Genomic DNA, 24671 nt, shown 5'->3' on the forward strand with positions numbered 1-24671 from the left:
CAATGAAAGTATTAAGTAAAGTATGTTTGGGAGCTTTAATGCTTATTCCGACAGCTCTAAGAGCTGCCGATGTGACCATCACCGTGCATAATCAGGATGCCATACAGCGTCAGGAGTTGGTGGAATTGGATGTTCAGCAGGTGAGACAGCGAATGGGTATTGCAAGCGGAACTCCATTTGTTGTGAAAAACCTGATGGGACAACAATTAACTTATCAAATAACCCACGATGGCAAACTCCTGATCGATGCAGCCGTAAAACCAAAAGGACAAACAGTCTTTAAGGTGTCTGAGGGAACTCCGGAACCGATGCGTACATGGGTGCAAGGCAAGTTGTATCCTATGAGGAAAGACGACCTCGGCTGGGAAAACGACCGCGGTGCGTATCGTGTTTATGGCCCGGCCTTACAGCGTTCAGGCGAAAAAAGTTATGGCATTGATGTGTGGACTAAGAATTCCAAGGAATTGGACATGTCGCAACGGTATTATACAACATACGAGGGAAGTATCAGAATAAATGCTGCAGACAACGACAGCATTAAAAGGGACATCAATCTGCACACCTCTTTTCACCTTAACCATGGTCATGGACTTGACTGCTATGGCGTTGGACCGACGCTGGGTTGCGGAACTCCTGCCTTGATGGTGAACGGTGAACTGAAGATGCCTTATTGCTTTAAGACTTATAAGATTCTGGATAACGGTCCGTTACGCTTTACAGTGGAGCTGATCTTCAACCCCGCCAAGATCAAGAACGATGACCATGTGGTAGAACATCGGCTAATCAGTCTTGACAAAGGATCGAACTTTAATAAGATGACCGTATGGTATGAGGGACTGAGTGAACCTTGTGACTTGGCCGCAGGAGTGGTGATTCATTCTGCCGACACGGAAAGCGTGGTCATCGGAAAGAACTTTGTACACTATGCCGATCCCACGGAACACCCTGAAAAATATGGCTTTCAGATTTATGTTGCTACCCTGTTTCCATACGGAGCCAACACCAAAAAGTTATTGCTTGACAAACCTTTCAACGGGATTGAAGGGCATGCCATTGGTGTGAAGAAGGGATTGAAAAACAATGAGCGCTATACCTATTACTTCGGTAGTGCTTGGAGTGAATATGATGTGAGGAATCAGGAAGAGTGGCAGTTGCGTATCAATCATTTCATGAAAGCACTGGAACAGCCTCTGGTTCCTGAAATCAAATAAGGGCGTGTCGATTGACACACCCTCATTTACTAAAGTCATTTGTGACTTAATCTTCTAACATGCCGGCTTCTTTCCATTGGTTAACTACGGTAGCAGCATCTTGCATAGCCTGCTCCCGAGGAAGCGGCGTGTTGTCGTCTATCTGATACTCATCCTGAAGTATCTGCACAAGGTCTTCTACAGTAAAGTCTTTTCCCTGTATCCTTTCCCATAGCAGGGCAGAACTTTCATTCATGCTGATGATGTTGCTAAAGTCCATATTCTCCTTGCCCTCGGCCACAATTAAGTTTTGACCGCACACATTGCGTAAGTTAAAGCCTTTTTTTGCCTTCATATTTTCTTTATTGAATTGATTCTATATTGTTCCGAATAGTGGAATCCATATTCTTCTGTAAGCAGCCAAAAGATATCGTCGCACGGGAAATAGGCGTGTCCATATCCATGAATACACTTTCCATTTGGTGGCATCAGTACGGTCAAGGGTCGTGCGCCCTTTGCGATAGAAACCGATGACCGCCCCCTTCACATCCTGTAGTCGGCAGGTTTCGGTACCAATATTACCGTCCCCACGCAACGTTACTTGTTCTCCATCGATGCGAATAATGCGATGCAGCACATAGTGCTTGTCACTTACCATGGCCAGTACGGGGTCACCCACTTGGGGGTTAACGGCCTTACACATCAGGGCTTTGTCCCGATTGTTTTCTAAAAAAGGCCGCATGGAAAAGCCCTTCAACCGCAAAGTCACCGTATGGCCTTCTTCCATTAAACTGATAATCTCCGGAATGAGTATGGCATTTGGAATCTGAACTTCCTTGACATCCTTGGCACCGGACACATCCTGATTCTGTTTCATAACAAACATATCATGGGTTGGCCGGATTATTTCACCTTAATGGCTTGATTACAAACTTCTGCCGCCTCTTTGTTGGGTAGACAGTGCAGGGTATAAACCCCTGTCGTCTCTATTAGTTTCGTAACGGTATAACAGATGTTGTTGAAAATTTCCAAGTCCCATTTCATGGTCGAACAGGAGGGAAGGATAGAGGCAAAAGCCTCGACGGGAGAGAGAACGTCCACTGAATTGTGCTTTGCCCTGTCTATGCGAGTAATAGCTCCCAGTGGTGCCTTGATGTTGCGATAGCATGGAGTCTTTCCACTCCACGGACTACCATAAATATATGCCTTGTCGTCTATAATCCTCACGATGGGATTGTCATCGTTCATCAGGTCACACCCCGGCAGGTAACGCAGCCACATGCTTACTTGAGTGGACTTGCCTGTACCGCTCTTGGCTATGAAAGCATAGCCATATCCGTTTTGCCGAACTAATGAAGCGTGCATCATTACAGCTTGTCTTCGACTGCCGGCAAAGGAGAATATCATCATGAGTGCATTGTTCAATCCAAAGCACCGCATGTTGTAATTCCCATTAAGGGCACAATAGCACTTGTCGAAATCTTTGTTGGCAATAAGCAAGCAACATTCAACCCCATTAATATTCTTAATAATATATTGGTAGCCGCCATCGTCAAGCTGGTCGACAATGGTATCACCGTTCCCGGTCTCAAAGGTTCTGATTCGTTCTCTCGTATCCTTCGGTCTTGCTTTGAGCGTGTCGTCTACCGTTAGTTGAAACAGTGGAGCTTCTTCGTTCAACGTGTCAACTCTGAAGGGTTCGAAAGAGCGGAGCAGATGCATCCCGTTCTTTTCGCTTCCCTTAAAAATAATTTGAACATTAAATTCAGCAATACGAAAATTATGAATATCCTTTTCTCCCATATCCAGTTTCCTGCATTATCGACCTGATGCTTCGTTCTCTGCCTTGATAGGAAGGAATACAAAGTCTTCGTTCTTGAGGTACTTGATGGTGTAATGACCACCTTCCAAATATCGTTTACGCATGGAGAGGTATTTCTTCTCTGCTTTCTTTCGGTTTAAAGCAAACGATGTGATGCAGGTAGCATTGTCAAATCCATTCTTGGCCAAATAGTCACGCAACTGGTAGGAATAGTTGTTGCGGCCATAGAGGAATTTGGTTTTGGAGTCTATATAAGCCGAATCCACCCGTATTATTTCTGTAAAATAAACTGTGGAGTCATTAAAAGAAGATGCAAAACCATACATATATACTGTCTGGGGTTTGTTGGCAGCCGACATATTTAGGCTTGCCAACATGATTGCTGCACATAGCAGATATCGTTTTAAAATCATATTCATGTTCACGTTATGTTGTTTCGCTCGCAAAGTTACGAAAAAAAATCTTAATGCTCTTGCTTTCTTTTTTTTAAACACACAGCTCATCATCAAACACATGTGAGGGTTTCCGTGCGTGCTGCCTGCTGTACTATTTGTTTTTACTATACTTTTCTATCAGGCCTTGAGCACGGGTGTCTCCCAGCTCGTGAGCTTTCTGCAATGTCGACAAACCGTTGGTTTTATCCTTGTTTTCACATTGAGCAATACCTTTAATAATGTAGAGATCGGAGTATTCCTGAGTAATCTTCAGCCCCATGTCACATGTCATAATCGCGTCTTCTACTTGGTTCAACTGCAACTGCAGGCTCGCCATCTCGGCATAATAGGTGGGTTCTGTGCGGTTGAGCACGATGGCATGGGCAATATCGTTCAGCGCCAGCTTGTATTGGCGTATTTTCTTCTCACACAGGAACTTGGTATAATAAAAATCATGGGTTCCTCGATTGTTAATCAGCGTGTCGTATGCGAGGTAGTCTGCAAAGGCTTTTCTATACTCTCCGGCACGATCGTAATATTGTCCACGTGCCAAAATATAGGGCGCAGCAGCCAAACCGTTTTGTGCTGTGGCCGCGGCATCAAGCAAGGCAATCACTTCCTCACTCGGGCTGTTGAGCATTTTCTTGCACTGTGCAGCCTCATAGAACACCTCACCGTTCTTTCCCAAATCTGTTTTTTGCAGTTCGGTAAACATTTCCAACGCCTTCTGATAATCTCCTTGGGCATATATGATTTTTGCCTGCAGGTGTTTGTAACTCGGCAGTGGATTGGTTTGATAAGCATTCTGAGCCAGTTCCAAGGCTTTCTGATAGTTCCATTTGGTGAAAGTTGTGTCGCGTTTAAAGGCCACTGCCGTGTACATCGCCTGCGCATAATCATTGTAAGCCAAGTCCTTCTGAGCTGCATTCTTCACCTCACGCTCCAAGGTTTTGTCTGCCATACCGAGGTCTCCCTTCAGCACATAGCGAGCTGCCAAGGCTTTATAACCATCGGTAGCCGTGGGAAACTGCGAGATAAAATCATTGATATAGGCTTCATATTTTGTACTGTCGGTCTGCTGTCCGGCCACCATGAGCATGAGAACAGCTTGCTGTTCGTCGGTCGGAAGCGCCGGACGAATACCGGTTGCCCGCATGGTCCGGTCGTTGATGGACAGTCCGTTCAGCTTAAACGTGTTGATCAGGCGGGCATCTGCCGAATAGGCCTGACCTCCGTTCTTATGACGTTGCATAATACCCAGCAATTCTCCCTGCTCGTTCAGCAGCGGGCTTCCCAAGTCGGTGTTCGACACATCCACATCGTTGAACACATAATAGTTATTGGTCGTCATAAACTTTTCACTTCGCAGTGGCTTCAGTTTCTTAACGACCGACTTCTTTAAGTCATATCCTATCAAGTAGGTTTCTTTGGCAGCAGCGTCTGAAGTAGGCAGGGGGAGTCCTGTACTGCTCATATCCTTTACTCTGAATTGGCAGATATCGTATAGTTCCGACACACCCAGCATCACGTCAACATCATGCTTCTTGCCTTTCGCATCAACGATAATAGCTTGCTCTGCCCCGTCAAAGAGATGCCACATGGCAATGCCTTCTCCGCCGGAACCTACAAAGACACCGTAGCTGGAACCATGGATGGAACCGTCTGCCTTGAATGTGGTGAGTGTGAAAACACTCTGCCCGGCTTTCTTTACTGCTGACGATTGTGCGTACAAAGGCGTTCCGGAGAGTATCTGGAAAACTGCAAACAATATAAATAGGATTGATTTTCTCATCGATTTAAATTCTTAGTCATGTCATTTGGAATTTCTGGCCGCATTGCCCAACAGCGTTCGCGCATTCTCGATAGCTGCTTCTGAGACATTGCTTCCGCTTAACATCTGAGCCAACTCCCTGATTCTTTCTTCATCGGAGAGTTTCTGCATGTGACTCACGGTACCTTCAGGTGTGTCTTGTTTGCTCACCTTATAATGTACATCGCCCAATGCCGCTATCTGAGGGAGATGGGTAATCGAAATAACCTGCCGGTTGTTGTCAGCCATTTCGCGCATGATATGTGCCATTTTTTCTGCTATCCGACCGCTTACACCCGTATCGATTTCATCGAAAATAATCGTAGGCAGCTTCACGGCACCACTAATCATGGCCTTCAGCGATAGCATGATACGTGCGATTTCACCGCCGGAAGCCACCTCCGAGATCGGTCGGAGAGGGGTGTTGCTGTTGGCCGTGAAGAGGAAAGAGATATTGTCAATTCCGTTTGATGAGCATTCTTTCTGCTTAAATTCTATGGCAAACTTCACGTTCGGAATACCCAATGGTCCCAATCGCTTTTTCATTTCAGCCTCCACCTTGGCTGCAGCTTTCCGGCGAATGTCGCTCAGTTCCTGGCCCAACTTCATGCATTGGGCATAGCATTTGTCTGCCATGGCCTTGAGTTCCTGCAGTTGTTCGGTGCCATTCTCAATGCTTTGAAGCTCCGTGTAGATGGCATCCCGCTTTTCTATAAGAGCTTCCACCGTGTCGACATGGTATTTCCGCTCCAGCGAGTAAATCAGGTCGAGCCGGTCGGAGAGCTTTTGTAGCAATCCTGGGTCGAAGTTAACGTCCTCTGCGCGTTCCTCAACCTCACGGCTCACGTCTTTGAGTTCAATATAAGTGGAATTCAGTCTTTCCACAATCTCAGAGAGTTCGGGATAAACATCGAGAATACTCTCCAATTGATTGATGCCCTCCCTCACTTGGTCCATGCCTCCGACCGATTCGGCCGAAAGACAGTTGGTGGCTGTGTAAAGCGCAGTCTTGATATCCTCGGCGTGTGTCAGCGTCCTGAGTTGTTGCTCCACCTCGTCTTGTTCACCCTCCTCGAGTTTGGCATTGTCAAGTTCCGTGTATTGGAACCGCAGGAAATCCTCATTCTCCCGGTTTTCGTTAAAGTGTTTCTCAAAGGCCATATATCCTTCCTGGGCATCGCGATAGGCTCGGTACGCCTCCTTGTAGGCTGTTCGTTGCCTGTCGTTTTTGGCCATGATATCCACCACGTTGAGTTGGAAATCCTCCTTTTGCAGCAGCAGACTCTGATGCTGACTGTGAATGTCAATCAGTCGCTCGCCAAGTTCGCGCATGACATTGAGTGAGGCCGGAGTGTCGTTGATAAATGCGCGGCTTTTGCCGTTGCTGTTTATTTCTCGCCGAATAATGCAGTCGCCGGGTTCGAAGTCAATGTTGTTTTCATCAAAAAAGTCCTTCATTTCGTATTTGGACAAATCGAAGTGGGCTTCCACAACACACTTGCTTTGCCCGGCTTTGATCTGCTTGGTGTCGGCTCTTTGTCCCAACAACAAATTGATTGCCCCCAGAATAATACTCTTTCCGGCTCCCGTCTCACCGGTGATAACCGAAAAACCAGGGTATAAAATGATGTTTAATTCGTCAATAAGAGTGAAGTTCCTGACGTAAAGTTGTTTCAGCATGAACTATTATTGCTTTATTTTTTCCCATGCATTGTTTTGGGAAGCATTGATGGAAAAGAGGATGTCGTAAACGGTTTCCTTCTCCTTTTGAGTTCCTTTTCCTTTATATATATTGGCTAACTCGTCGCGTTTATAGTCTGTCCATATCTGTGGGAGCATGCTTGTCGGCCTTTCCTCGTGACACTTTTTCAGGTCGTTTTCTATGGCCGTGCTCACCTCGGTGCGCCCACGCTCCACATTATTGGCCATTTCATCGAGTCCTTTGCGGTAATAGTCGTATTGCAATTGTCGAAAAGGCTGCATAGAACCGTCCAAATAATCGTTAATGATGGCAAAGCGATTACGGTCGCTGTCAAACGATTTCCACCCGGTGAAATTGAGGTTTTGTGCATTGTTGGTTAGGTTCATGCAGCGTTGCAACACATCTTCGCCGCCCATCGGAGCAAAGCTATCGAGATTCATCCCGATGAAAAGATAGGCGTAATAGGCAAAGAGGGCGGTGAGCTGATTGTCCACCGACTGCTCGTTCCACTCCAACTGGTCAAACGGATTGAACTGGAAATTGAAGTCGTTGTCCGTGATTTGAAACAGGGTCGTGGTGTATGATGCGTTGTAGACAGGGCGGTTGGCCTGAACCATGGCCTTGCAGGTAAACATACCCGTAGCCTGGTCGTATTTCGTTACGGTTATATTGAAACTGCAACTGATACGTTCGTTCTTTTGGAACTTGAGGTTGGTCCACTGCCGGTCGTTGACAAACTGCTCCAGCGTCTGTTGCAAATTCTCGAACACAGTGGCTTCGGTGCCCTGTATCTGGTTATGGTTAACCACAATCCGGGCATCGAGTTCTTGTGCCGAAGCCATCATGGACGAAAGTCCAGCGACACAACAAGCAATCCATGAACGCAACTGCATAACTTGCTGTGGTATAGTTTAAAAGTTACTATTCATCTTAGCCTCGCGCAGTTGAATACGTGTCAACACTTGTTTGGTGTTGAGGGGGAAGTCCGACGACAGTATCCAGTTGCAAAAACCTGGGTCGCGGTGCACCACGTCGGCTACCGCCCAACCTTTGTATTTGCTGAAGTTGAACACCTCGTGCAGGCGTGGTTTCCCATGACTGTCGAGCAGGGTTTTCCCATCCCCGTCTTTCATCTCCTGCCAAACGATACGGCCGGCAAAGTCAACATTATTGCTCATGGTCGAGAACTCGGCCAGCACATCCATGTCGTTGGCCAGCGTCTTTTCCGGGTCGGCAGGATTTTCAGGGTTATATTTGTCCAACTGTCCTTGCAGCACCCGATAGGTTGCCTCCGTATCTTCGTCTGCCCGGTGAGCCTGGAAGTCGTCCTCCATCTTGTTGCCCGTGTAGAAACGATAGGCGGCAGCAAGATTTCGAGGTTCCATTTTGTGAAAGATGTTCTGGGCATCAATGAGCCTGCAGCGTTGAAAATCGAAGTCGACACCGGCTCGCAGAAATTCTTCGGCCAGCATAGGAACGTCGAAACGGTTGGAGTTGAAACCGGCAAAGTCGCATCCCGCAAACGTTTCCTGCAGCGACTTCGCTATCTGCTTGAATGTGGGGGCATCCTTCACCATGTCATCGGTGATGTGGGTCAGCTCCTGAACGAATGGCGGGATAGGCTTCTCCGGGTTGACGAAGAGGCTCTTGCGCTCTTCGTTGCCCTGGGGGTCTACCTTGATATATGATATCTGGATGATCCGATCCGTGGCCAAATCCAGGCCGGTGGTCTCCAAGTCGAATATGATAAGAGGTTTGGTAAGGTTTAACTTCATGTCTGTTTTAATCGTTGAGTAGCAAGGGCATGATGAGCATCAGCAGGTCTTCGTTCTCCAACTGTGTGGCCGGAATCACGACTCCTGCACGACTGGGATCGCCAAGCTGTATTTTGATCTCGTCGGTGTCGAGCGAATTGAGTATTTCCATGAGGAAATCTCCACGGAAACCTATCTGCATCGGCTGCCCGTTGTATTCGCAAACCAGTTCTTCCTTGGCTCTGGTGGCAAAGTCGAGGTCTTCTGACGACACCTCAAGGCTGCCCGTATTCAGACGGAAGCGCACCAATTGACTGCTCATGCTGGCAAACGGAAGAACGCGGCGAATCGCCGACAGCAACACCTTGCGATCGATGTTCACTTCGTTGGGATTGTCCGTCGGAATAGCTGCATTATAATTGGGGAACACGCCCTCGATCAGACGGCAAATCAACAGGCCTTCGGAGTATTTGACTTCGGCCGACTGGTCGTTAAACTTGATCACCACGTCGCCATGTTCCTTGGCAAGGGTGTTTTTCAGCAGGGTGGCTGGCTTCTTGGGCATGATGAGCGAAGCAGGTATGTCGCTCTTGATGCTGTAGTTGCGACAACGCACCAGCTTGTGGCCGTCGCTGGCAACAAAGGACAGGCAGTCGGGCGTGAGATCGAAGTACACACCGTTCATCACCGGACGAATCTCGTTGTTGTCGGTGGCAAAGAGTGTGCGCGAAAGACTGTTGCACAACATTTCTGCATCGATGGTGATCACGTGTACATCACCCGACAGCGGTTCGTTGCGCGGATAATCATCGGCATTTTGTGCCGCAAACTGGTATTGACCATTCTGGTATCCCACGGTCACCTCGTAGGTGTCGGGGTTAACTTCGAAAGTCAGGGGCTGCTCGGGCAATTCCTTCACAGCATCGAGGATGGTATGACTGGGGATGGCAAAAACGCCATCGGTGTCAAAATTATCGAGTGCCAGCGATGCTTGCATCATGTTTTCATTGTCTGATGCAGTAATGGTGAGTTGTCCGTTGTGCACCTGCATGAGAAAACTCTCAAGAATAGGCAGGGAATTCTTGTTGTTGATAACCTTTGAAAGCGTTTGCAAACGACTGTTAAGGGCAGTGCTGGATAAAGTGAATCTCATAAGTTCTGGTATTTGTTATATTTTCTCACAAAGATACTAAAAATTCATCTAAAGAAAATGCACAATTGTTTTTTTTTCTTCTTTTTTGTTTTTTCAGAGCCAAAAGTTTGCGTTTTATAAATATTTTTCCTAATTTCGCATACAGTTTAAACGTGCAAAACAATTAAAATCACACATAATATGTCATTACAAGGAATAGAAGTAGAGGGAATCATCATCAAGGAATATCCTGCCAAAGAGGGGGTGTCCAACAGGACCGGCAACCCTTGGAAATCTCAGGAATTTGTTATTCAGACCAAGGATCAGTATCCCCGAACCTGTCTTTTCAGGGTGTTTGGAGCAGATAAGATCGAGCAATTCAACATTCATCAGGGTGATAACATTCGCGTGTGGTTAGACATCAACGCCCGCGCATGGCAGGATCGCTATTTTAACGATATCAGTGCTTTCCGCGTAGACCATGTGGACGCCAATGCAGCTCCGGCTCCGGCACAGGGCGAAGCAGCTCCGACACAGGAGGCTGGTGCAGCGACAACCGGGTCTGACCCGCTGGCTGCCTCATCCGACGGATCGGACGACCTGCCCTTCTAAGACTTATACGAAGAACCATTAAACTGGGGGCGGCATTTGCAACAAGATTGTTGCAGGTGCCGCCCTCAAGTTTTAGATACCTGAATAAAACCTGCGAAAAAATCGAATAAAGTAGATCGCATGCTTGGCGAATTTAAAAACAAAAACACAACGTCTCTGAATTCGTCAAAAAAATGAGTTTTCTGCAATCCGCTGTCTACCAGACCGGTGATAAAGAACACGCCATTTCACCGAACAAAAGTTTTTTAAACGGGTTGCGGTTGATATTTAACGGCAAGATGATTAAGGCTTAGTGGTCAGGCGAAAAAGCCCGATCCACACGACGTTTAAAGCCTATCCGCATCCTGATTAAACCTTATTGGCGGAGCGGGTCGAATGTTTTGCATCAAAAATGGGATAATAACAGCGCAAAAACGACCGTTCCGTTTCTGGAACGATCGTTTTTTGCGTCATGTTTTTGGTGAAGTTTTCCTGACAATCTTTACCTCCTTCGCTCATGCTGGCTAATCAAACCATGCCGATAGGCGTAAAGCAGTTTTTCGAGATCGGCTATCTGTTTGCGCAGCTCGACGCCGATGTCGGTATCGGCCACCAGCATTCTGTTTGACGACATTTCCACGATTTGAGTGGTCGACTTGATGTCGGTTCCCTTTTCAATCGCATCCTTGGCACTGGTAAACGGCTCGTGTTGTACCAGCTGGAGACCTCGGCTGTGGTACACTAAGGTGTATCCGGCTATGCCGGTCTCCTTGTGATAGGCTTGCGAAAAACCACCGTCGATAACCATGAGCTTGCCATTGGCCTTGATGGGGTTTTCCCCGTCGCGCGCATGCACGGGCACATGGCCGTTGATGATATGTCGATTGGGACCCTTTACCCCAAAGGAATCGAGGATATAGTCGCACACGTCTTCGTTGTCACGACACTTGAAATAGTTTCCCTTACACTCGTTGTGGGTCTCCTTTTCTTTGATAAAGTAACGCTCGAACGTAGCCATCTTCTGCTTATCAAACAGAGGACTGTTGGGGCCGCACCATAAGTAGTAGAAATAATCTATCGGATACGCTCTGACCTCATCGCTCAAGTATTCTTGAAAGGCCAGGCGAATCACATGCCCAATGTCTTTCATGAGTTGCAGTCCGGACGCTTTTTTGCCTGGATATACCTCCACTTCCTTCAGCGTTCCGTCGTCGTTGAGCGGCACCGAACCATGGAAGAGCAGATTGTTATTGTAGATGCCATACATGCAACCATGAGCCAGCAACACGCTCATGTGCTTTTGCAGTTTTTCGCTTACGGAGAAGCTGTGGTGCAATTTTTTGATTAATTCTTGCTCATCGGCTGTCAGGGCGTTGGGGTTCTTGGGGTCAATGGTGGGGAAATTGCAGCTGGTCAGCTCATATTCCTTGCCATCCAGTGTGATGGTGCCCCGTTCGTAGTCGATCTGTTCCAGTAGTTTGCGGTTTTGCATCTGCCAGGCTGGGTATTTGTCAAAGAGCTGGGCTTCCAGTTTGAACGACAAAACCGTGATAGCCTTGTGCATCTGGGCAATGAGGCGCACGGTTTTCTCGTCAGCATGCTCGCTCCTGCCCGTCAGTCTTGGCATGAACTCCTGACACGGGTCATCGCCGTAAGTCTCCATGGCAAATGTGGCTAAGGGGACGAGGTTGATGCCGTAGCCATCTTCCAAGGTAATCAGGTTGGCATAGCGTAGCGACAGTCGGATGACCGTGCAGATGCACGAGTTGTTGCCGGCCGCAGCCCCCATCCAAAGAATATCGTGGTTGCCCCAGGTGATATCCCAATGATGATAGTTCTCCAGCAGGTCCATGATCTTGTGTGCCCCCGGCCCACGGTCGTAGACATCTCCAAGAATGTGTAACTGGTCTATGGCCAGTCGCTGGATAACATTGGATATGGCAATGATGAAGTCGTCGGCCCGACCGGTGTCTATAATCGTGTCTATGATGACATTGATGTAAGCCGCCTTGTTGACATCCTCGGTCCGTTCATCGAGCAGTTCCTGGATGATGTAGGCATAATCTTTGGGCAAAGACTTACCCACTTTCGAGCGAGTGTACTTGCTTGACACATCCCGGCAAACCGCCACAAGCCTGTGAATGGTGATGCGATACCAGTCCTCGATATTCTGTTCCTCCTCCTTCACCAATTCAAGCTTCTGTCCGGGATAGTAGATCAGGGTACACAGTTCTCTCTTTTCAGCTTCGCGCAGCGTGATGCCAAATAGGTCGTTCACTTTGCGCTTGATGTTTCCGGAGGCGTTTTTCAGAACATGCCGAAAGGCCTCATACTCACCATGGAGGTCGGCCAAGAAATGCTCGGTGGCTTTGGGCAGGTTGAGTATGGCTCGGAGGTTGATGATTTCGGTGCTGGCATCCGCTATCGTCGGAAACGAATTGGAGAGCAACTGTATGTAGCGCATGTCGTTCTCGATGTCAAAGTTGTGTTCCATTATTTAAAGATTTAATCAGTATCAATTAATTATTTAATTTCAAAGCAGTTATGCCCACGTGTTAAACTTGGTTATATTGCTTTTGAGTTGCTGGGCCGCACGATCATCCTTCGGTCGGAAAGGCATGAAACCCTCTGTGAGATTCAATAGGTCGTGCATGACGGTCATGAGTCGCGAGGCGAAGTCTGCCAATCCCAATTCGTTCACAATTTCGTTCATTCGGTCTTCGTCCATATCGCAGAAGCGCAACGTGGTGTAGATATTGGCCAAATGAAGGAGTGGGGCAGTGTGATGCTCGGTTTCGTGCTTGAGGTTCAGCAGTTCGATGCAGAGTTTGCGCTCGTTTACCTCGTGTTCCTTGAGCAAAGATTCCAATTTGCTGTTGAGCGATGAGCTTTTAAAGCAAAGTTCATCGTCTTGCAGTATGCATGCAGGATAGGATTGGTGAATCGTGAATCGATTGATAGCCTCCGTGTTGATTTCCGGCGGCGTGAAGTTGATTCGCTCGAATGCGGTTTCTATGGGTTCGATGATGTTTTCATCGTCGGCATATATCATGATTCTACGCCAGTCGGTGCCGGTCAGTTTGTTGAGGAGTTCTTTGATCGACGCGCAACGAGGCTGGTCGAGCAGCACATCCCGGTCTGTACCGAGTTGGAGCAAGTCGCCGACTGCCTGCTTGGAATCGGACGAGAGAAGCAGTCGGGCCTGGGTGTCGAGAACTTTGCGATAGAGCACAGACATACTATCGCCCATCTCTGCAAACGTCAACTGGTTTGTCAACACGGGATTCATGACCAGCATCCAACGTTGGTTCCAGCCCAAGCTGCTGAACGTGTCACACTCCAGCTTGCTGCAGAGGTGTATGGCCGATGCTTTTTGGATGGCATTTTTCTGCCTCTTGTAACCGCAGGTGGGTTTGAGGTTCTTGATGTTCCAGGGCTGAAGTCCGCCCAAGAGTGTATAGACGGTGGGAATGTGCAGTTTGTAGGCAGTGTGCTGCAGCTGTATGACGGCAGTGTTCCAGCAGCCGAAGATATGAATGATATCGTAGTTGCTGAGCATTTCGGAGCCGAGGCCATGCAGCGATGTGCGGAGATCCACCTCTGCACGCTGCGACAAAATGTGTGCTAATCCCGTGGTCAGCTCGTGGTTAACAGCTACGGCATCGGCTTTGGGAGATACGAAAAACAGGATTTTGAGTGGTTCCATGGCGTTTACAACTTATGGGTGGTGAAGTCGTATTTGTCAGCAAAACGGTAGCGCATCATGTAACCGGCATTTCTCCATATCAGACTCATTTCATAAAAAAGAGCTTTGACAGCAGAGATTTGCTCGTCAAAATCATTCAAGACCCGGCGGCAGAGGATCAGTCGGAACGCCAAATTGCAAAGCAACGCCCCTGCGGAGGTACCTAAAAGAAACCAGTTGTGGGTCAGTATGGCGTAGATTATGCTAGCGAGAAGAAGCAGATAGGTGAGGTGCATGGCCGTTTGGTCAACGTTGAACAGCAGTCGGTGTTTGGCTCCGCGTTCGAGGAATTTCCGGGATTCCATGTAGTACAAGTGTTTGTTCAACCATTTCTTGTTAGAAGGCTGGTCTTCAATGAGCCATGCGTCTTCGTCTGTCTCGATAGCTGTTGTACCTTTGGGGGCATATTTATTAACGAGAAAGTCGTATTCTCCGCGCACGAGGTGCAGGTTTCCAAGAAATCCGCCTTGATCCATAAATTCGTTTTTGCGCATGAGAAGGTTGTAGCTGTTCATGCGATAGGCCACGCCTTGGGTATATTCGTGCATGAGATAGCAGGAGGTGTGCAGTCGTTCAAACCTGCGAAAAGACGGGGTGCTGTCGTCATATCTTCCATACCCGATCACGAGATTGTTATCCCCATTGCAGTGACGTGCCATCAAACTGAGCCATTGTGGGGAGGCCGGGCGACACGAGGACTCCGTAACCAGAACCCAATCGTATTTGGCGGCTTTGATACCAAGGGTGATGGCCAGTTTCTTCTTGCTGACATATCGGGATGTTTTCGGAATGCAAGTGACGTAAACCTCGGCATGCGATTCGGACAAATCGGTGGCATTGAGCGTGCGGTTAATGATATCCTCGGCCTGATGATCACCCTGTTCGATGACAATGACGACTTGATAATGCGATGAAAAATTCTGCTGGAGAAAGTAAGGTAAGTTCTTTTCTAATTTGTCAGCGTCGTCGTAGGGGGTAAGAATCAGTGAGACCGATGGTTGGACAGCTGGTTCTTCAAGGCTTTCTTGGCTGTATTGTTGTTTTTTTCTGAATCTGAAAAAAGGGTTGAGCATCGGTGTGAGGATGCCCAACAAGACAAGCACCAAACTGGCTGTAAGGGTTAAATGATCAAGGATTAATGTGTTCATATTTTATGACATTGACAATCTTGCAGGTCTTCCGGAGTGTAGCTCTTCGGCAGTTTCCTACAATTGTATTGACTTGCCATGCTTTCTCCATAGGCGCCGGATGAACGAATGGCAACCAGATCGCCCCGATGGAGTTGGTTTAACAAATAATCTTTTGCAAAGACATCGCTCGACTCGCAGATGGGTCCCACCACATCATATCTCTCCTGGGGAGCCTTGCTGCTCAGGTTTTCTATTTTGTGGAGAGCCTGATAAAGAGCGGGGCGGATGAGTTCGGTCATTCCGGCATCGAGGATTGCAAATTTCTTGTGCGTGCCCTGCTTGACGTAGAGCGTGCGTGATATGAGTGTTCCCATTTGCGCCACGATGGCACGACCAAGCTCAAAGTGGACACGTTGACCCGGGCGACGCTTCAGATGATGGTGGTAGGTGGCAAAATAAGTTTCGAAATCGGGAATGGGATGCTGATCCGGAACCTCATAATCAACGCCGAGTCCACCCCCTACATTCAGTTCTTTTACCACTATGCCACGCGCTTCTAAAAGGTCTTGCAGCGCGTTGATGCGGTTGCACAGCTTCTCGAAGTCGTTCATTTCAAGTATCTGACTACCAATATGGAAGTGAAGCCCCATGAAGTTGATGTTTGACAGGGATGTTGCCTTGAGGACAGCTGTCTCCATTTCATTCATGGCAATGCCAAACTTGTTTTCTGCCAACCCCGTAGTGATGTTGGCATGCGTGTGGGCATCCACATCGGGATTGATTCTCAAGCAAATGCCAGCCGTCACATTTTTTGCTGCGGCAAGTTCGTTGATAATCTCCAATTCGGGCATGCTCTCCACATTGAAACAGAATATTCCGGCTTCGAGGGCCAGGTTAATTTCCCAGTCGCTCTTCCCAACCCCGGCATAGACAATCTTGTTTGGAGAAAAGCCTGCATCAAGACATGCCTGAATTTCGCCTCCGCTCACACAGTCTGCACCCAATCCGGAAGCACAGATCATGCCCAAAATTTTGGGATTAGCATTAGCCTTTACAGCATAATGCACCACAAAATCCTCATACTTTCCGGCCTCGCGCCTCACCGTGTCCGTGGTTTGGCGCAACAGGTCGGTGTCGTAGTAGTAGAACGGGGTTGGTAAATCCCGGAAGCGATGTAATGGGAACATTCCTTTCATGACGGCACGGAATCTTTTCGACAAGCTGTTTATTTCTTAAAAAGTGTGTTGCTCAGACTCTGCAGGGCACGCTTCTTGTCGGTCTCCTTAATCAGGAAAGAGATGTTATAGTTACTTCCTCCGTAGCTAATCATGCGTACGGGGATGTCCTTCAAGGCGTCCGTGGCCCAGGTTTCAAATCCCAAATTGCTCCAATCGAGGTCGCCAACGACACATATAATACACATGTTGCTGTCTACAGTAACCGTGCCGTATTTCTTGAGTTCATCGACTATCAGATTGAGATGTGCATCGTTGTCAATGCTCATAGACACGCCCACCTCTGAGGTGGCAATCATATCGATAGGTGTCTGGTAAGTTTCGAAAATCTCGAAAATCTTTCTCAGAAATCCCGTTGCCAAGAGCATGCGGGATGATTTAATCTTAATGGCGGTGATGTTGTCTTTGGCAGCCACGGCCTTGATTTTGCCACGAACCAACACATTATCTATAATCGTACCGTCAGCCTTGGGATCTATGGTATTCTTGAGCCGTACAGGAATGCCTGCATATTTAGCCGGCTGCACACAAGTGGGGTGTAGTATTTTTGCTCCAAAATAGGCCAGCTCGGCTGCTTCTTCAAAATTCAGTTGGCGAATAGCATCTGTATGCTCCACAATACGTGGGTCATTGTTGTGCATTCCGTCGATATCAGTCCATATCTGAATCTCTTCGGCAGGCAGAGAAGCCCCGATAAGCGAAGCGGTATAATCCGATCCGCCACGCTGCAAATTATCGATTTCACCGTATGCATTGCGACATATGAAGCCCTGGGTGATGTAAATTTGATTCCCTTCATTATCCTTCATGATGGCCTGCAGCTTGTCTTTGATATGCTGCAAGTCGGGTTCGGCGTTTTTATCAGTTCGCATGAAGTCGAGTGCATTCAGTAATACAGCTTGAATACCGATTTCCTGCAGGTAGTTGACCATCATGTTGGTAGACATAATCTCACCCTGTGCCACGATGTTTTTTTCCTCGAAGCTGGTAAAAATGTCCTTGGTGAAGGTACGGAGATAATTGAACATCTCTGTGAGAAAATCGCTCGTCTTAGATTTAAACTCATCAGTGGAGTAGAGCTCTTGGACGTGTTTGAGGTATATTTTTTCAAGATTATTGATTACTTCATTGGCACCTTCCGGATTCTTCTTATAGAGATAGTCGCAAATTTCGACTAATGAATTGGTGGTGCCGCTCATGGCTGAGAGCACAATAAATGTAGGTTCTCCAGATTCTGTAATCAACGAGGCGACATTCTTGATGCGTTCCGGACTCCCGACAGAGGTGCCTCCAAATTTTAATACCTTCATTTTATTTCTGTTTTAAATTACTGTATGCTATGTGTGATTGAGTTATCGTCGGACGTTAGCTTTCTTCCCGGTCGTCAGACAGGTCAAGTTTATTGTAGTCTTTGGTTACATCGTCCATGCGACCGTCCTTGCAGCAATATACTATTCCGGGGAAACGGTCAAGCATCGGAATGTTATGTGTGGACATCACGACAGCCGTACCCTGCGATGTAATCTCCTTCAGGAGTTTGACAATGCGGTTTGCAGTTTCAGGGTCGAGGTTGCCCGTTGGCTCGTCGGCAATAATAATTTTCGGATGATTCAGCAGGGATCGTGCGATGGCAATACGCTGCTGTTCACCTCCTGACAGTTCATGGGGCATGCTGTCTTTCTTTTCTGTCATGCCCACCGCATTGAGCACTTCATCGATGCGCTGCCTGATTTCCTCCTTGTTCTTCCACCCGGTGGCCTTCAGAACAAAGTTAAGATTCTTATAAACGCTGCGATCGTGAAGCAGTTGGAAATCTTGGAAGATAATGCCCATTTCCCTTCTCAGCGCCGGAACCTCCTTCCTGCGTATCGATTTCAGGTCGCGTCCGAGCACCTCTGCTTTTTCTGTTTCGTCTTCTTTGACGTCGAGTTCACAGTAAATCGTCTTTAAAAGCGAACTCTTGCCTGAGCCAACCTTACCGATAATATAGATAAACTCACCCTCATCAACATGAAAGTCTACATCTTCCAGTATCAGTTTCTCTTGTTGGTATATGTTAACTTTTTGATAGTCAATTAGCATGATTAATGTCTTTTATCTTTAATAAGATTATTGTGTTATCATTTTATTTCGTGTCGTCGTTAGCTTTTTCCACACGTCTGGCCTTGTCCCATTCGGGATTGTGACGCCGAGCCAGCTCCCGTGCCAAGTCCTCTATATGGAGACCTTTGCTGGTGAGCAACACCATCAGGTGGTAAATCATGTCGGAGGCTTCGTAAACGAGACTGTCGTTGTTACCCTTTACGGCCTCAATAATTGTTTCTACAGCCTCCTCGCCAACCTTCTGGGCTATTTTTTCCACACCTTTTTTAAATAAAGATGTGGTATAACTGTCTTGCGGCATCTCTTCATGACGGGCATCTATAAAGTTTTGCAGTTCTGACAAGAACAGGATAGGGTTGAGCCGGTTGGTTTCTCCCCAGCAGGTATCTGTGCCCGTATGACAGGTGGGACCATGGGGATGAACCTTGACTAAAAGCGTATCGTTGTCACAATCGCTCTTGATGCTCACCAGACTAAGATAGTTTCCAGAGGTCTCTCCCTTGGTCCATAAGCAGTTGCGACTGCGACTCCAAAAGGTCACCTTTCGGGTTTCAATGGTCTTCTGATACGCCTCCTCGTTCATGTAGCCCAGCATCAGAACATTCTTTGTTGTGTCGTCTTGTATCACTGCTGGCACAAGACCGCCTTGTTTATCGAAATCTATTTGCATGATGCACTTCAATTCATGCTGTTTTGACAGTAAAAAACTGTACTCCAGCTGTTTTTAGGGGATTTTTAAATCAGTTTTGCAGCCTGACATTGACCCCCTCCTTACTCAGATATTTCTTTAGTTCAGGAATCTTGATCTCGCCAAAATGGAAAACACTGGCAGCCAGTGCCGCATCGGCATGTCCTTGAATAAAGGCATCCCTGAAATGCACTTTCCTGCCCGCTCCACCACTGGCAATGACCGGAATCGGTATATTTTCAGCCAGTTGAGCCAAGGTTTCATTTGCATATCCTTGTTTCACACCATCATGATCCATGCTGGTGAACAGCACTTCGCCTGCTCCACGGTCGGCCACCTCATTGGCCCAGTCGAACAAGGACAATGCTGTCCGTTCGCGACCTCCCTTGACGTAGCAGTGCCAGCCATCTTCATCTAAGCGGGCATCGATAGCACAGACACAGACCTGAGAGCCAAACTTACTGGCTATCTGATTGATGAGCTGTGGGTTTCGTATGGCAGCGGAGTTGATACTTACTTTGTCAGCCCCGGCTAAGAGCATGCGTTCTACGTCGTCGATCGTACTGATGCCACCGCCAACCGTAAAGGGAATATTAACCTCCTGAGCCACACGCGAAACCAAGTTTGTAAAAGTCTTGCGTTCCTCAAAGCTTGCCGTGATGTCGAGAAACACGAGTTCATCGGCTCCTGCATCACTATACGCCTTGCCAAGTTCAACGGGGTCGCCGGCACTACGCAGGTTCACGAAGTTGATACCCTTCACCGTCTCTCCGTTTCTCACGTCAAGACAGGGGATGATGCGCTTGGCCAAACCATGGGTATTCATACGTTTCGTTTTTTAAAGTCTATTCTGCCCTCATACCAAGCTTTGCCAAACACCACTGCCGGAACACCGGCCTGCTCTAATTCTGTGATATCTTGGTTACAACTTATGCCACCACTGGCAATGAGGTACAACTCGGGATATTGCTGCAAGATCTGTTTGTAAAGTTCAGTGGCCGGCCCCTCCAAGGTGCCGTCCCTTGAGATCTCAGTACACAGCACGTTCTTGACACCCGCCTTAACATATTTATTCAAAAATGGGATGAGCTTCTCCGACGAGTCCTCCTTCCAACCATGAATGCTCACGTTGCCGTTCCTGACATCGGCGCCCAAAATCATACGTTCTGCTCCATAGCGTTGAACCCATTTCATGAAGAGTTCCGGCTGGGTGACAGCAATGCTTCCTGCTGTTACCATCGAGGCTCCGGCATCAAACGCTTTGGCTATATCATCATCGGTTTTGATACCTCCACCAAAGTCCACGACGAGTCGGGTGCGAGCCGTGATGGCCCGTAACACGGCATCGTTGACTATGTGTCTGGATTTAGCACCATCCAAGTCAACCAAATGCAAACGCTTGAACCCCAACTGCTCGAACTCTTGTGCCTGAGCAATCGGGTCCTCGTTGTACACCTTCTTACGGGTATAGTCGCCCTGGGTCAGGCGTACACACTTGCCCTCGATGATGTCTATGGCTGGTATCAGTTCTATATTCATAGCTCCTTCTTATTTCATATTGAGGAAGTTGGCAATGATCTGCTCGCCGACCTTCCCGCTTTTCTCCGGATGAAACTGCGTGGCCCAGAAGTTGTCCTTGTGCAGCGCAGCAGAGTAGGGGAGTATGTAATCGGTTTCAGCAGTAGTGAAATCGCATATCGGCACATAGAAACTATGCACAAAATACACATAATCAGATTCTTGAATACCGTTGAACAATGCTCCCTTGGGGCTGCGTAGGGCATTCCATCCCATGGCCGGCACTTTTTCCTCATGACGCGTTGGCCGAAACCGTTTGACACCCACCGGGAAGATTCCCATACAGTCCACGTCGCCTTCTTCGGAGTGACGGCACATCAGCTGTTGGCCAACGCAAATGCCCAACACGGGTTGTCTGAGGTCGCGAATCACTTGGTCCAAGCCGTGGGTTCGCAGGTGGTGCATGGTGGTCTGGGCATTCCCCTGACCCGGAAACAGCACCCGGTCAGACTTTTGCAACTTCTCGGGATCATCAGTAATCTCCGGTTCCACACCAAGACGTCTTAGGGCATGAACCACCGAGAAGATATTGCCGGCATTGTAGTTGATGATGGCCACTTCCATGCGCTAACTGAATATGATGGTTTTGTTGTTATACGTCAATATTTTGCGCTGAATGTGCTTGGTAACAGCACGCGACAAGACGATTTTTTCCAAATCCCTGCCCTTTAATACCAATGTTTCCGGTGTGTCCTTATGCGACACGCGCATCACATCCTGCTCGATAATCGGCCCTGCATCGAGGTCTTGGGTCACGTAATGGCTTGTGGCACCAATAATTTTCACACCGCGTTCCCATGCTTGGTGATAGGGTTTGGCCCCGATAAAAGCGGGAAGAAAAGAATGGTGTATATTAATAATGTGGTGGGGATATTTTGCAATCATCTCGTCGCTGATAATTTGCATGTATCTGGCCAGCACAATAAAGGTGACCTTTTCGCGCTCCAGCAATTCCATTTCAGCGGCTTCCACTTCAGCCTTGTTGCTGTGATCCTTCTTGATCGACCATACATAATAAGGAATATCAAACTGCTCTGCAACATATCTCAGGTCCTCGTGATTGCTGATAATGCACGGAATCTCGACATTCCATTCACCTGCCTTGTAGCGGGCCAGCAAGTCATAGAGGCAATGACTCATCTTGCTCACGAAGATCGCCATACGCGGTTTGTCCTCGTTGAAATAAAGATTGAAAGTCATTTGATATCTTTGGGAGTAGAGCGTTTCGATGTATTCATGAATCTTTTCCTTGGGAATCATGAAATTTTCCAAAACCCACTCAATCCGCATAAAGAACATGCCGTCTTCATGATCAACATATTGATCAAGGTAGACAATATTACCCTTGTTGTCCGTAATAAACTTAGTCACTTCGGAAATGATTCCCGGTTTATCTTGGCAGTGTAAAAGCAATACGGCTGTTGGCTTCATCTGAATTTGTTTTGTTGGTAGTGCAAATTTACATATTTTCTTTTATAATCAATCAAGATTGATAGAAAAAAGCAACATTCGTCTTCTATTTGTAAAATGCAACCTACAAATTAGATGCAAAAAGGTCGTTGTTCAGCGTGCAGAAGGAAGAATATGTTAGGATCTGATTTACAATCCCGACATCAAATGACAGAAGAATTCGACAGCCTTATTCCCCCTCGTTGATGTTGAATATAATCGATGTAGCCCCAATCGTGAACAAGGTGCCGTCTTCGATAACCCTGCGTTCGCGGTCGTTGAGAATCTGATTGTCAACAAAAGTTCCTGTGTTGCTGGGGCCGTCGCGCAGAACATATTTCATGTGGCCATTCTTGTCACGACTCACATGGATGTGACAATGGGTGATATCCATGCTCGGATCATCAGTCATGATCGGACAATTGATTCGTGCATCTTTCATGTAGCGTCCGATGGTGTTGTCACCTAAGGTCAACGGAACGATCTGTTTGTAATGAAAAACGTTCTCTATCACATGCAGATATCCGCATATTTCTGGTTCAGTCTCTTCTGGATCAGGTTCTGCTACTTCCTTCTTTTTCACCTCGGGCAGCCGAATCCCGAATTTCTTTTGGCAGTTAGGGCAGGTGAATTGCAGTACCTGACCGGCCCGATAGCCCGTCTCATCGAATGTGATATTGTTGTTGCACTTGGGGCAGTGTATTCGTTTCATCTGCGCTTTAGTATTTCATCACCCAAGCATCTGCAAACTCCTGACGACCATGCAGTTTGTTAAGGTCATTGTAAGCATCTGCCTGCGTGGTGTAGTGGCCGTATACAACCTTAGTATGTTTGTTGTTTGTGTAGACCTCTGCATCGGCAATCCCTTTCTGATGAAGGGAGTTCACATAAGCTGAAGCATTCTTCTTACTCACCCTACTTGCCAAAACGATAGTAAAGCCTGATTTGTTTTCCTCTTGCGCAATCGCTTTTTCCTTTGACAACGATGGGTCAGGAGAAGCCTTTTTCGTACTTTTCACCGCATTCTCAACACGGGTTGTGCCCATCGTAACTTCCTTGGGCATAATATATTCAAGTAAGTTCGTGTTGATTTTGCTTTGAGTAACATGAGAATGATTGTTGGCTAACGGCGCAGGAATAAGCAGGAAAATGATGAAGGCGATGCATGCCACCGCAATATTGCGCCAGAGTGTAGTGGTCTTGCCGGTCTCTTCGATATCCTCTTCAACCTCATCTATAGCCTGCTGCTGTATATCCTGCGTTGCCGGATGTACCACCACCTTGGGCTCAATATGCTGCTCGTCCTGCGTTTGACCGGCACTCTCCTTGTCGAGTTGCGTCAAAGTCTTAAATTCATAATAGCTCAAGCCGTAAAGCGACGGAGTCAACAGTCCTGCCCGGCAAGGTTCAAACTCAAAGCTACCGTTGCTTTTGAATTTCAACGTGCCGATGCTACTGATTTCGTATTGCCCCTCATTGTTCAAGTGTTGCTTGAGTTCACGAACCTCATCCTCTATCCGGGCAAGGGCATCCGGATAGCTCATGTCATAAACCTCGACATACGACTGAGCCAGCAGCGAGTCGTTGAGTGTAAGCTTGGGATTAAACCCGATCGTACGCATAGGGGGGAGGAACGCAGAATCGCGCTCATCTTTGCGAGCCTCAACATAATGTGCCATGAATCCTCCGAAGTTGGGGATAATGACGCAATCGCTGTTCAGGAGCAATATTTCTATGTGTCTACCGAGTTCTATCATGGATTGCAAAGATAATAAAATAATGTGAATGAAACAAGATTGCCCAAGAAAAAAAAGAAACAAAAATTTTATTGAAAACACTTGGTCAACTCATCGGAAACTACGCTGCAATCGACCAGGGCGCTGTTACTTTCTTATTATAATAGGATTATACCCCTGACATGAAGTTGTGAGGGCACTGACTTGTGCACACGAGCGTCCCAAAGCAGTAAAATATAATTACCGTTTTTCAGTCATTGTTTTATTAGACAATTAGAGAGAAAAGCGCCATCTTTTTTCGGCTCGACTGAGACGAGCATGACCAAAAACCGCAAAGTTGCTGCGATAAAAGCCTTCTCATCGCATGGTTAGGCCTTAGTGGCTGTGCGAAAGAAGCTCGATCGCGCGGCGTCTAAAGCCTTTTCGTCTCGCCGTTCGATACTCAATCGCGGGTGAAAAAAGAGGAGAAAAAGCGTCGTTTTTTCAAAAGCACTGAAGGTCAGGCGTTTGCAAACAACCGCATATTTCACGTATTTTGAGCGAAAGCAAACTGATTTTAAAATCAGCGAAAA

General features: G+C 47.4%; 24 protein-coding genes. 2 read left to right on the forward strand and 22 right to left on the reverse strand.

The annotated features are described in order from the left end of the window. The first annotated feature begins 2 nt into the window (after positions 1-2). Positions 3-1211 (forward strand): DUF4861 domain-containing protein, encoded by a 1209-nt coding sequence (locus HMPREF0645_RS01110; protein WP_007172947.1) that lies wholly within the window; start codon positions 3-5, stop codon positions 1209-1211. 46 nt (positions 1212-1257) lie between these two features. Here the strand turns inward: HMPREF0645_RS01110 and HMPREF0645_RS01115 are convergent, their stop codons facing one another. From HMPREF0645_RS01115 to dnaN, 9 genes are all read right to left on the reverse strand, one after another. Then, positions 1258-1545, reverse strand: coding sequence for a PqqD family protein (locus HMPREF0645_RS01115; RefSeq protein ID WP_007172948.1), 288 nt, complete (start codon positions 1543-1545; stop codon positions 1258-1260). 21 nt (positions 1546-1566) lie between these two features. Next, positions 1567-2076: a S24/S26 family peptidase gene (locus HMPREF0645_RS01120; protein ID WP_007172949.1), complete on the reverse strand. Its 510-nt coding sequence runs from the start codon at positions 2074-2076 to the stop codon at positions 1567-1569. 17 nt (positions 2077-2093) lie between these two features. Continuing rightward, entirely contained in the window at positions 2094-2993 is a 900-nt protein-coding gene (locus HMPREF0645_RS01125; protein ID WP_007172950.1) for a hypothetical protein, read from the reverse strand. 15 nt (positions 2994-3008) lie between these two features. Further along, positions 3009-3431 (reverse strand): hypothetical protein, encoded by a 423-nt coding sequence (locus tag HMPREF0645_RS01130; RefSeq protein ID WP_245543978.1) that lies wholly within the window; start codon positions 3429-3431, stop codon positions 3009-3011. 127 nt (positions 3432-3558) lie between these two features. Then, positions 3559-5238 carry a tetratricopeptide repeat protein gene (locus tag HMPREF0645_RS01135; protein WP_007172952.1) on the reverse strand — a complete coding sequence of 560 codons (1680 nt, stop codon included), beginning with the start codon at positions 5236-5238 and terminating at the stop codon, positions 3559-3561. A 21-nt stretch (positions 5239-5259) separates the two neighbouring features. Beyond that, the gene (gene recN / locus HMPREF0645_RS01140; protein WP_007172953.1) at positions 5260-6936 is read right to left on the reverse strand and encodes a DNA repair protein RecN; all 1677 of its coding nucleotides are present in this window, start codon (positions 6934-6936) and stop codon (positions 5260-5262) included. A 6-nt stretch (positions 6937-6942) separates the two neighbouring features. Next, positions 6943-7851 carry a type IX secretion system protein PorD gene (porD, locus tag HMPREF0645_RS01145; protein ID WP_044123116.1) on the reverse strand — a complete coding sequence of 303 codons (909 nt, stop codon included), beginning with the start codon at positions 7849-7851 and terminating at the stop codon, positions 6943-6945. 18 nt (positions 7852-7869) lie between these two features. After that, positions 7870-8733: a 3'-5' exonuclease gene (locus tag HMPREF0645_RS01150; protein ID WP_007172955.1), complete on the reverse strand. Its 864-nt coding sequence runs from the start codon at positions 8731-8733 to the stop codon at positions 7870-7872. Between the two features lie 7 nt (positions 8734-8740). Next, the gene (gene dnaN / locus HMPREF0645_RS01155; protein WP_007172956.1) at positions 8741-9865 is read right to left on the reverse strand and encodes a DNA polymerase III subunit beta; all 1125 of its coding nucleotides are present in this window, start codon (positions 9863-9865) and stop codon (positions 8741-8743) included. 195 nt (positions 9866-10060) lie between these two features. Here dnaN and HMPREF0645_RS01160 point away from each other — a divergent pair, with 195 nt between their 5' ends. Then, the gene (locus HMPREF0645_RS01160) at positions 10061-10456 is read left to right on the forward strand and encodes a DUF3127 domain-containing protein (protein ID WP_419185637.1); all 396 of its coding nucleotides are present in this window, start codon (positions 10061-10063) and stop codon (positions 10454-10456) included. Between the two features lie 481 nt (positions 10457-10937). Here the strand turns inward: HMPREF0645_RS01160 and HMPREF0645_RS01165 are convergent, their stop codons facing one another. The 13 genes from HMPREF0645_RS01165 to HMPREF0645_RS01225 all read right to left on the reverse strand — a co-directional run bounded on the left by HMPREF0645_RS01165 (position 10938) and on the right by HMPREF0645_RS01225 (position 24120). Continuing rightward, a complete protein-coding gene (locus tag HMPREF0645_RS01165) occupies positions 10938-12929 on the reverse strand; it encodes a fructose-1,6-bisphosphatase (protein WP_007172960.1) in 1992 nt (663 codons plus the stop codon). 48 nt (positions 12930-12977) lie between these two features. Then, positions 12978-14141, reverse strand: coding sequence for a hypothetical protein (locus HMPREF0645_RS01170; protein ID WP_007172961.1), 1164 nt, complete (start codon positions 14139-14141; stop codon positions 12978-12980). A gap of 5 nt (positions 14142-14146) precedes the next feature. After that, positions 14147-15328, reverse strand: a complete 1182-nt coding sequence (locus HMPREF0645_RS01175; RefSeq protein WP_007172962.1) for a glycosyltransferase family protein — start codon at positions 15326-15328, stop codon at positions 14147-14149. Then, positions 15325-16506 (reverse strand): diaminopimelate decarboxylase, encoded by a 1182-nt coding sequence (gene lysA, locus HMPREF0645_RS01180; protein WP_007172963.1) that lies wholly within the window; start codon positions 16504-16506, stop codon positions 15325-15327. Before lysA ends, HMPREF0645_RS01175 begins: the two co-directional genes overlap by 4 nt. 29 nt (positions 16507-16535) lie before the next feature. Continuing rightward, positions 16536-17855: an aspartate kinase gene (locus tag HMPREF0645_RS01185; protein ID WP_007172964.1), complete on the reverse strand. Its 1320-nt coding sequence runs from the start codon at positions 17853-17855 to the stop codon at positions 16536-16538. 55 nt (positions 17856-17910) lie between these two features. Next, on the reverse strand, positions 17911-18627 hold the full coding sequence (locus HMPREF0645_RS01190) for a cell division ATP-binding protein FtsE (protein WP_007172965.1): 717 nt from the start codon (positions 18625-18627) through the stop codon (positions 17911-17913). A 43-nt stretch (positions 18628-18670) separates the two neighbouring features. Further along, positions 18671-19330 carry a bifunctional phosphoribosyl-AMP cyclohydrolase/phosphoribosyl-ATP diphosphatase HisIE gene (gene hisIE / locus HMPREF0645_RS01195; protein ID WP_272866888.1) on the reverse strand — a complete coding sequence of 220 codons (660 nt, stop codon included), beginning with the start codon at positions 19328-19330 and terminating at the stop codon, positions 18671-18673. A 58-nt stretch (positions 19331-19388) separates the two neighbouring features. Beyond that, a complete protein-coding gene (gene hisF, locus HMPREF0645_RS01200) occupies positions 19389-20162 on the reverse strand; it encodes an imidazole glycerol phosphate synthase subunit HisF (RefSeq protein WP_007172967.1) in 774 nt (257 codons plus the stop codon). Then, on the reverse strand, positions 20159-20875 hold the full coding sequence (hisA, locus tag HMPREF0645_RS01205; RefSeq protein ID WP_007172968.1) for a 1-(5-phosphoribosyl)-5-[(5-phosphoribosylamino)methylideneamino]imidazole-4-carboxamide isomerase: 717 nt from the start codon (positions 20873-20875) through the stop codon (positions 20159-20161). The genes hisF and hisA overlap by 4 nt, the downstream gene beginning before the upstream one ends. Before the next feature lie 9 nt (positions 20876-20884). Beyond that, positions 20885-21478, reverse strand: a complete 594-nt coding sequence (gene hisH, locus HMPREF0645_RS01210) for an imidazole glycerol phosphate synthase subunit HisH (protein ID WP_007172969.1) — start codon at positions 21476-21478, stop codon at positions 20885-20887. 3 nt (positions 21479-21481) lie between these two features. Further along, on the reverse strand, positions 21482-22345 hold the full coding sequence (gene purU, locus HMPREF0645_RS01215; RefSeq protein WP_007172970.1) for a formyltetrahydrofolate deformylase: 864 nt from the start codon (positions 22343-22345) through the stop codon (positions 21482-21484). A 208-nt stretch (positions 22346-22553) separates the two neighbouring features. Beyond that, positions 22554-23075 (reverse strand): FHA domain-containing protein, encoded by a 522-nt coding sequence (locus tag HMPREF0645_RS01220; protein ID WP_007172971.1) that lies wholly within the window; start codon positions 23073-23075, stop codon positions 22554-22556. 7 nt (positions 23076-23082) lie between these two features. Beyond that, positions 23083-24120, reverse strand: coding sequence for an HU domain-containing protein (locus HMPREF0645_RS01225; protein WP_007172972.1), 1038 nt, complete (start codon positions 24118-24120; stop codon positions 23083-23085). Positions 24121-24671 lie beyond the last annotated feature (551 nt).

It is taken from the genome of Hallella bergensis DSM 17361 (genome assembly GCF_000160535.1).
GTDB lineage: Bacteria > Bacteroidota > Bacteroidia > Bacteroidales > Bacteroidaceae > Prevotella > Prevotella bergensis.

Excerpts from the sequence above, each read along its gene's own strand:
- hisF (WP_007172967.1), bottom strand. The coding sequence starts at position 20,162 with ATGAATACCCATGGTTTGGCCAAGCGCATCATCCCCTGTCTTGACGTG.
- lysA (WP_007172963.1), bottom strand. The coding sequence starts at position 16,506 with ATGAAAGGAATGTTCCCATTACATCGCTTCCGGGATTTACCAACCCCG.
- HMPREF0645_RS01150 (WP_007172955.1), bottom strand. The coding sequence starts at position 8,733 with ATGAAGTTAAACCTTACCAAACCTCTTATCATATTCGACTTGGAGACC.
- HMPREF0645_RS01190 (WP_007172965.1), bottom strand. The coding sequence starts at position 18,627 with ATGCTAATTGACTATCAAAAAGTTAACATATACCAACAAGAGAAACTG.
- HMPREF0645_RS01130 (WP_245543978.1), bottom strand. The coding sequence starts at position 3,431 with ATGAATATGATTTTAAAACGATATCTGCTATGTGCAGCAATCATGTTG.
- HMPREF0645_RS01125 (WP_007172950.1), bottom strand. The coding sequence starts at position 2,993 with ATGGGAGAAAAGGATATTCATAATTTTCGTATTGCTGAATTTAATGTT.
- purU (WP_007172970.1), bottom strand. The coding sequence starts at position 22,345 with ATGAAGCCAACAGCCGTATTGCTTTTACACTGCCAAGATAAACCGGGA.
- HMPREF0645_RS01220 (WP_007172971.1), bottom strand. The coding sequence starts at position 23,075 with ATGAAACGAATACACTGCCCCAAGTGCAACAACAATATCACATTCGAT.
- recN (WP_007172953.1), bottom strand. The coding sequence starts at position 6,936 with ATGCTGAAACAACTTTACGTCAGGAACTTCACTCTTATTGACGAATTA.
- hisA (WP_007172968.1), bottom strand. The coding sequence starts at position 20,875 with ATGAATATAGAACTGATACCAGCCATAGACATCATCGAGGGCAAGTGT.
- HMPREF0645_RS01115 (WP_007172948.1), bottom strand. The coding sequence starts at position 1,545 with ATGAAGGCAAAAAAAGGCTTTAACTTACGCAATGTGTGCGGTCAAAAC.
- HMPREF0645_RS01185 (WP_007172964.1), bottom strand. The coding sequence starts at position 17,855 with ATGAAGGTATTAAAATTTGGAGGCACCTCTGTCGGGAGTCCGGAACGC.
- porD (WP_044123116.1), bottom strand. The coding sequence starts at position 7,851 with ATGCAGTTGCGTTCATGGATTGCTTGTTGTGTCGCTGGACTTTCGTCC.
- HMPREF0645_RS01110 (WP_007172947.1), top strand. The coding sequence starts at position 3 with ATGAAAGTATTAAGTAAAGTATGTTTGGGAGCTTTAATGCTTATTCCG.
- HMPREF0645_RS01165 (WP_007172960.1), bottom strand. The coding sequence starts at position 12,929 with ATGGAACACAACTTTGACATCGAGAACGACATGCGCTACATACAGTTG.
- hisH (WP_007172969.1), bottom strand. The coding sequence starts at position 21,478 with ATGGAAGTGGCCATCATCAACTACAATGCCGGCAATATCTTCTCGGTG.
- HMPREF0645_RS01175 (WP_007172962.1), bottom strand. The coding sequence starts at position 15,328 with ATGAACACATTAATCCTTGATCATTTAACCCTTACAGCCAGTTTGGTG.
- HMPREF0645_RS01120 (WP_007172949.1), bottom strand. The coding sequence starts at position 2,076 with ATGTTTGTTATGAAACAGAATCAGGATGTGTCCGGTGCCAAGGATGTC.
- HMPREF0645_RS01135 (WP_007172952.1), bottom strand. The coding sequence starts at position 5,238 with ATGAGAAAATCAATCCTATTTATATTGTTTGCAGTTTTCCAGATACTC.
- HMPREF0645_RS01225 (WP_007172972.1), bottom strand. The coding sequence starts at position 24,120 with ATGATAGAACTCGGTAGACACATAGAAATATTGCTCCTGAACAGCGAT.
- dnaN (WP_007172956.1), bottom strand. The coding sequence starts at position 9,865 with ATGAGATTCACTTTATCCAGCACTGCCCTTAACAGTCGTTTGCAAACG.
- HMPREF0645_RS01170 (WP_007172961.1), bottom strand. The coding sequence starts at position 14,141 with ATGGAACCACTCAAAATCCTGTTTTTCGTATCTCCCAAAGCCGATGCC.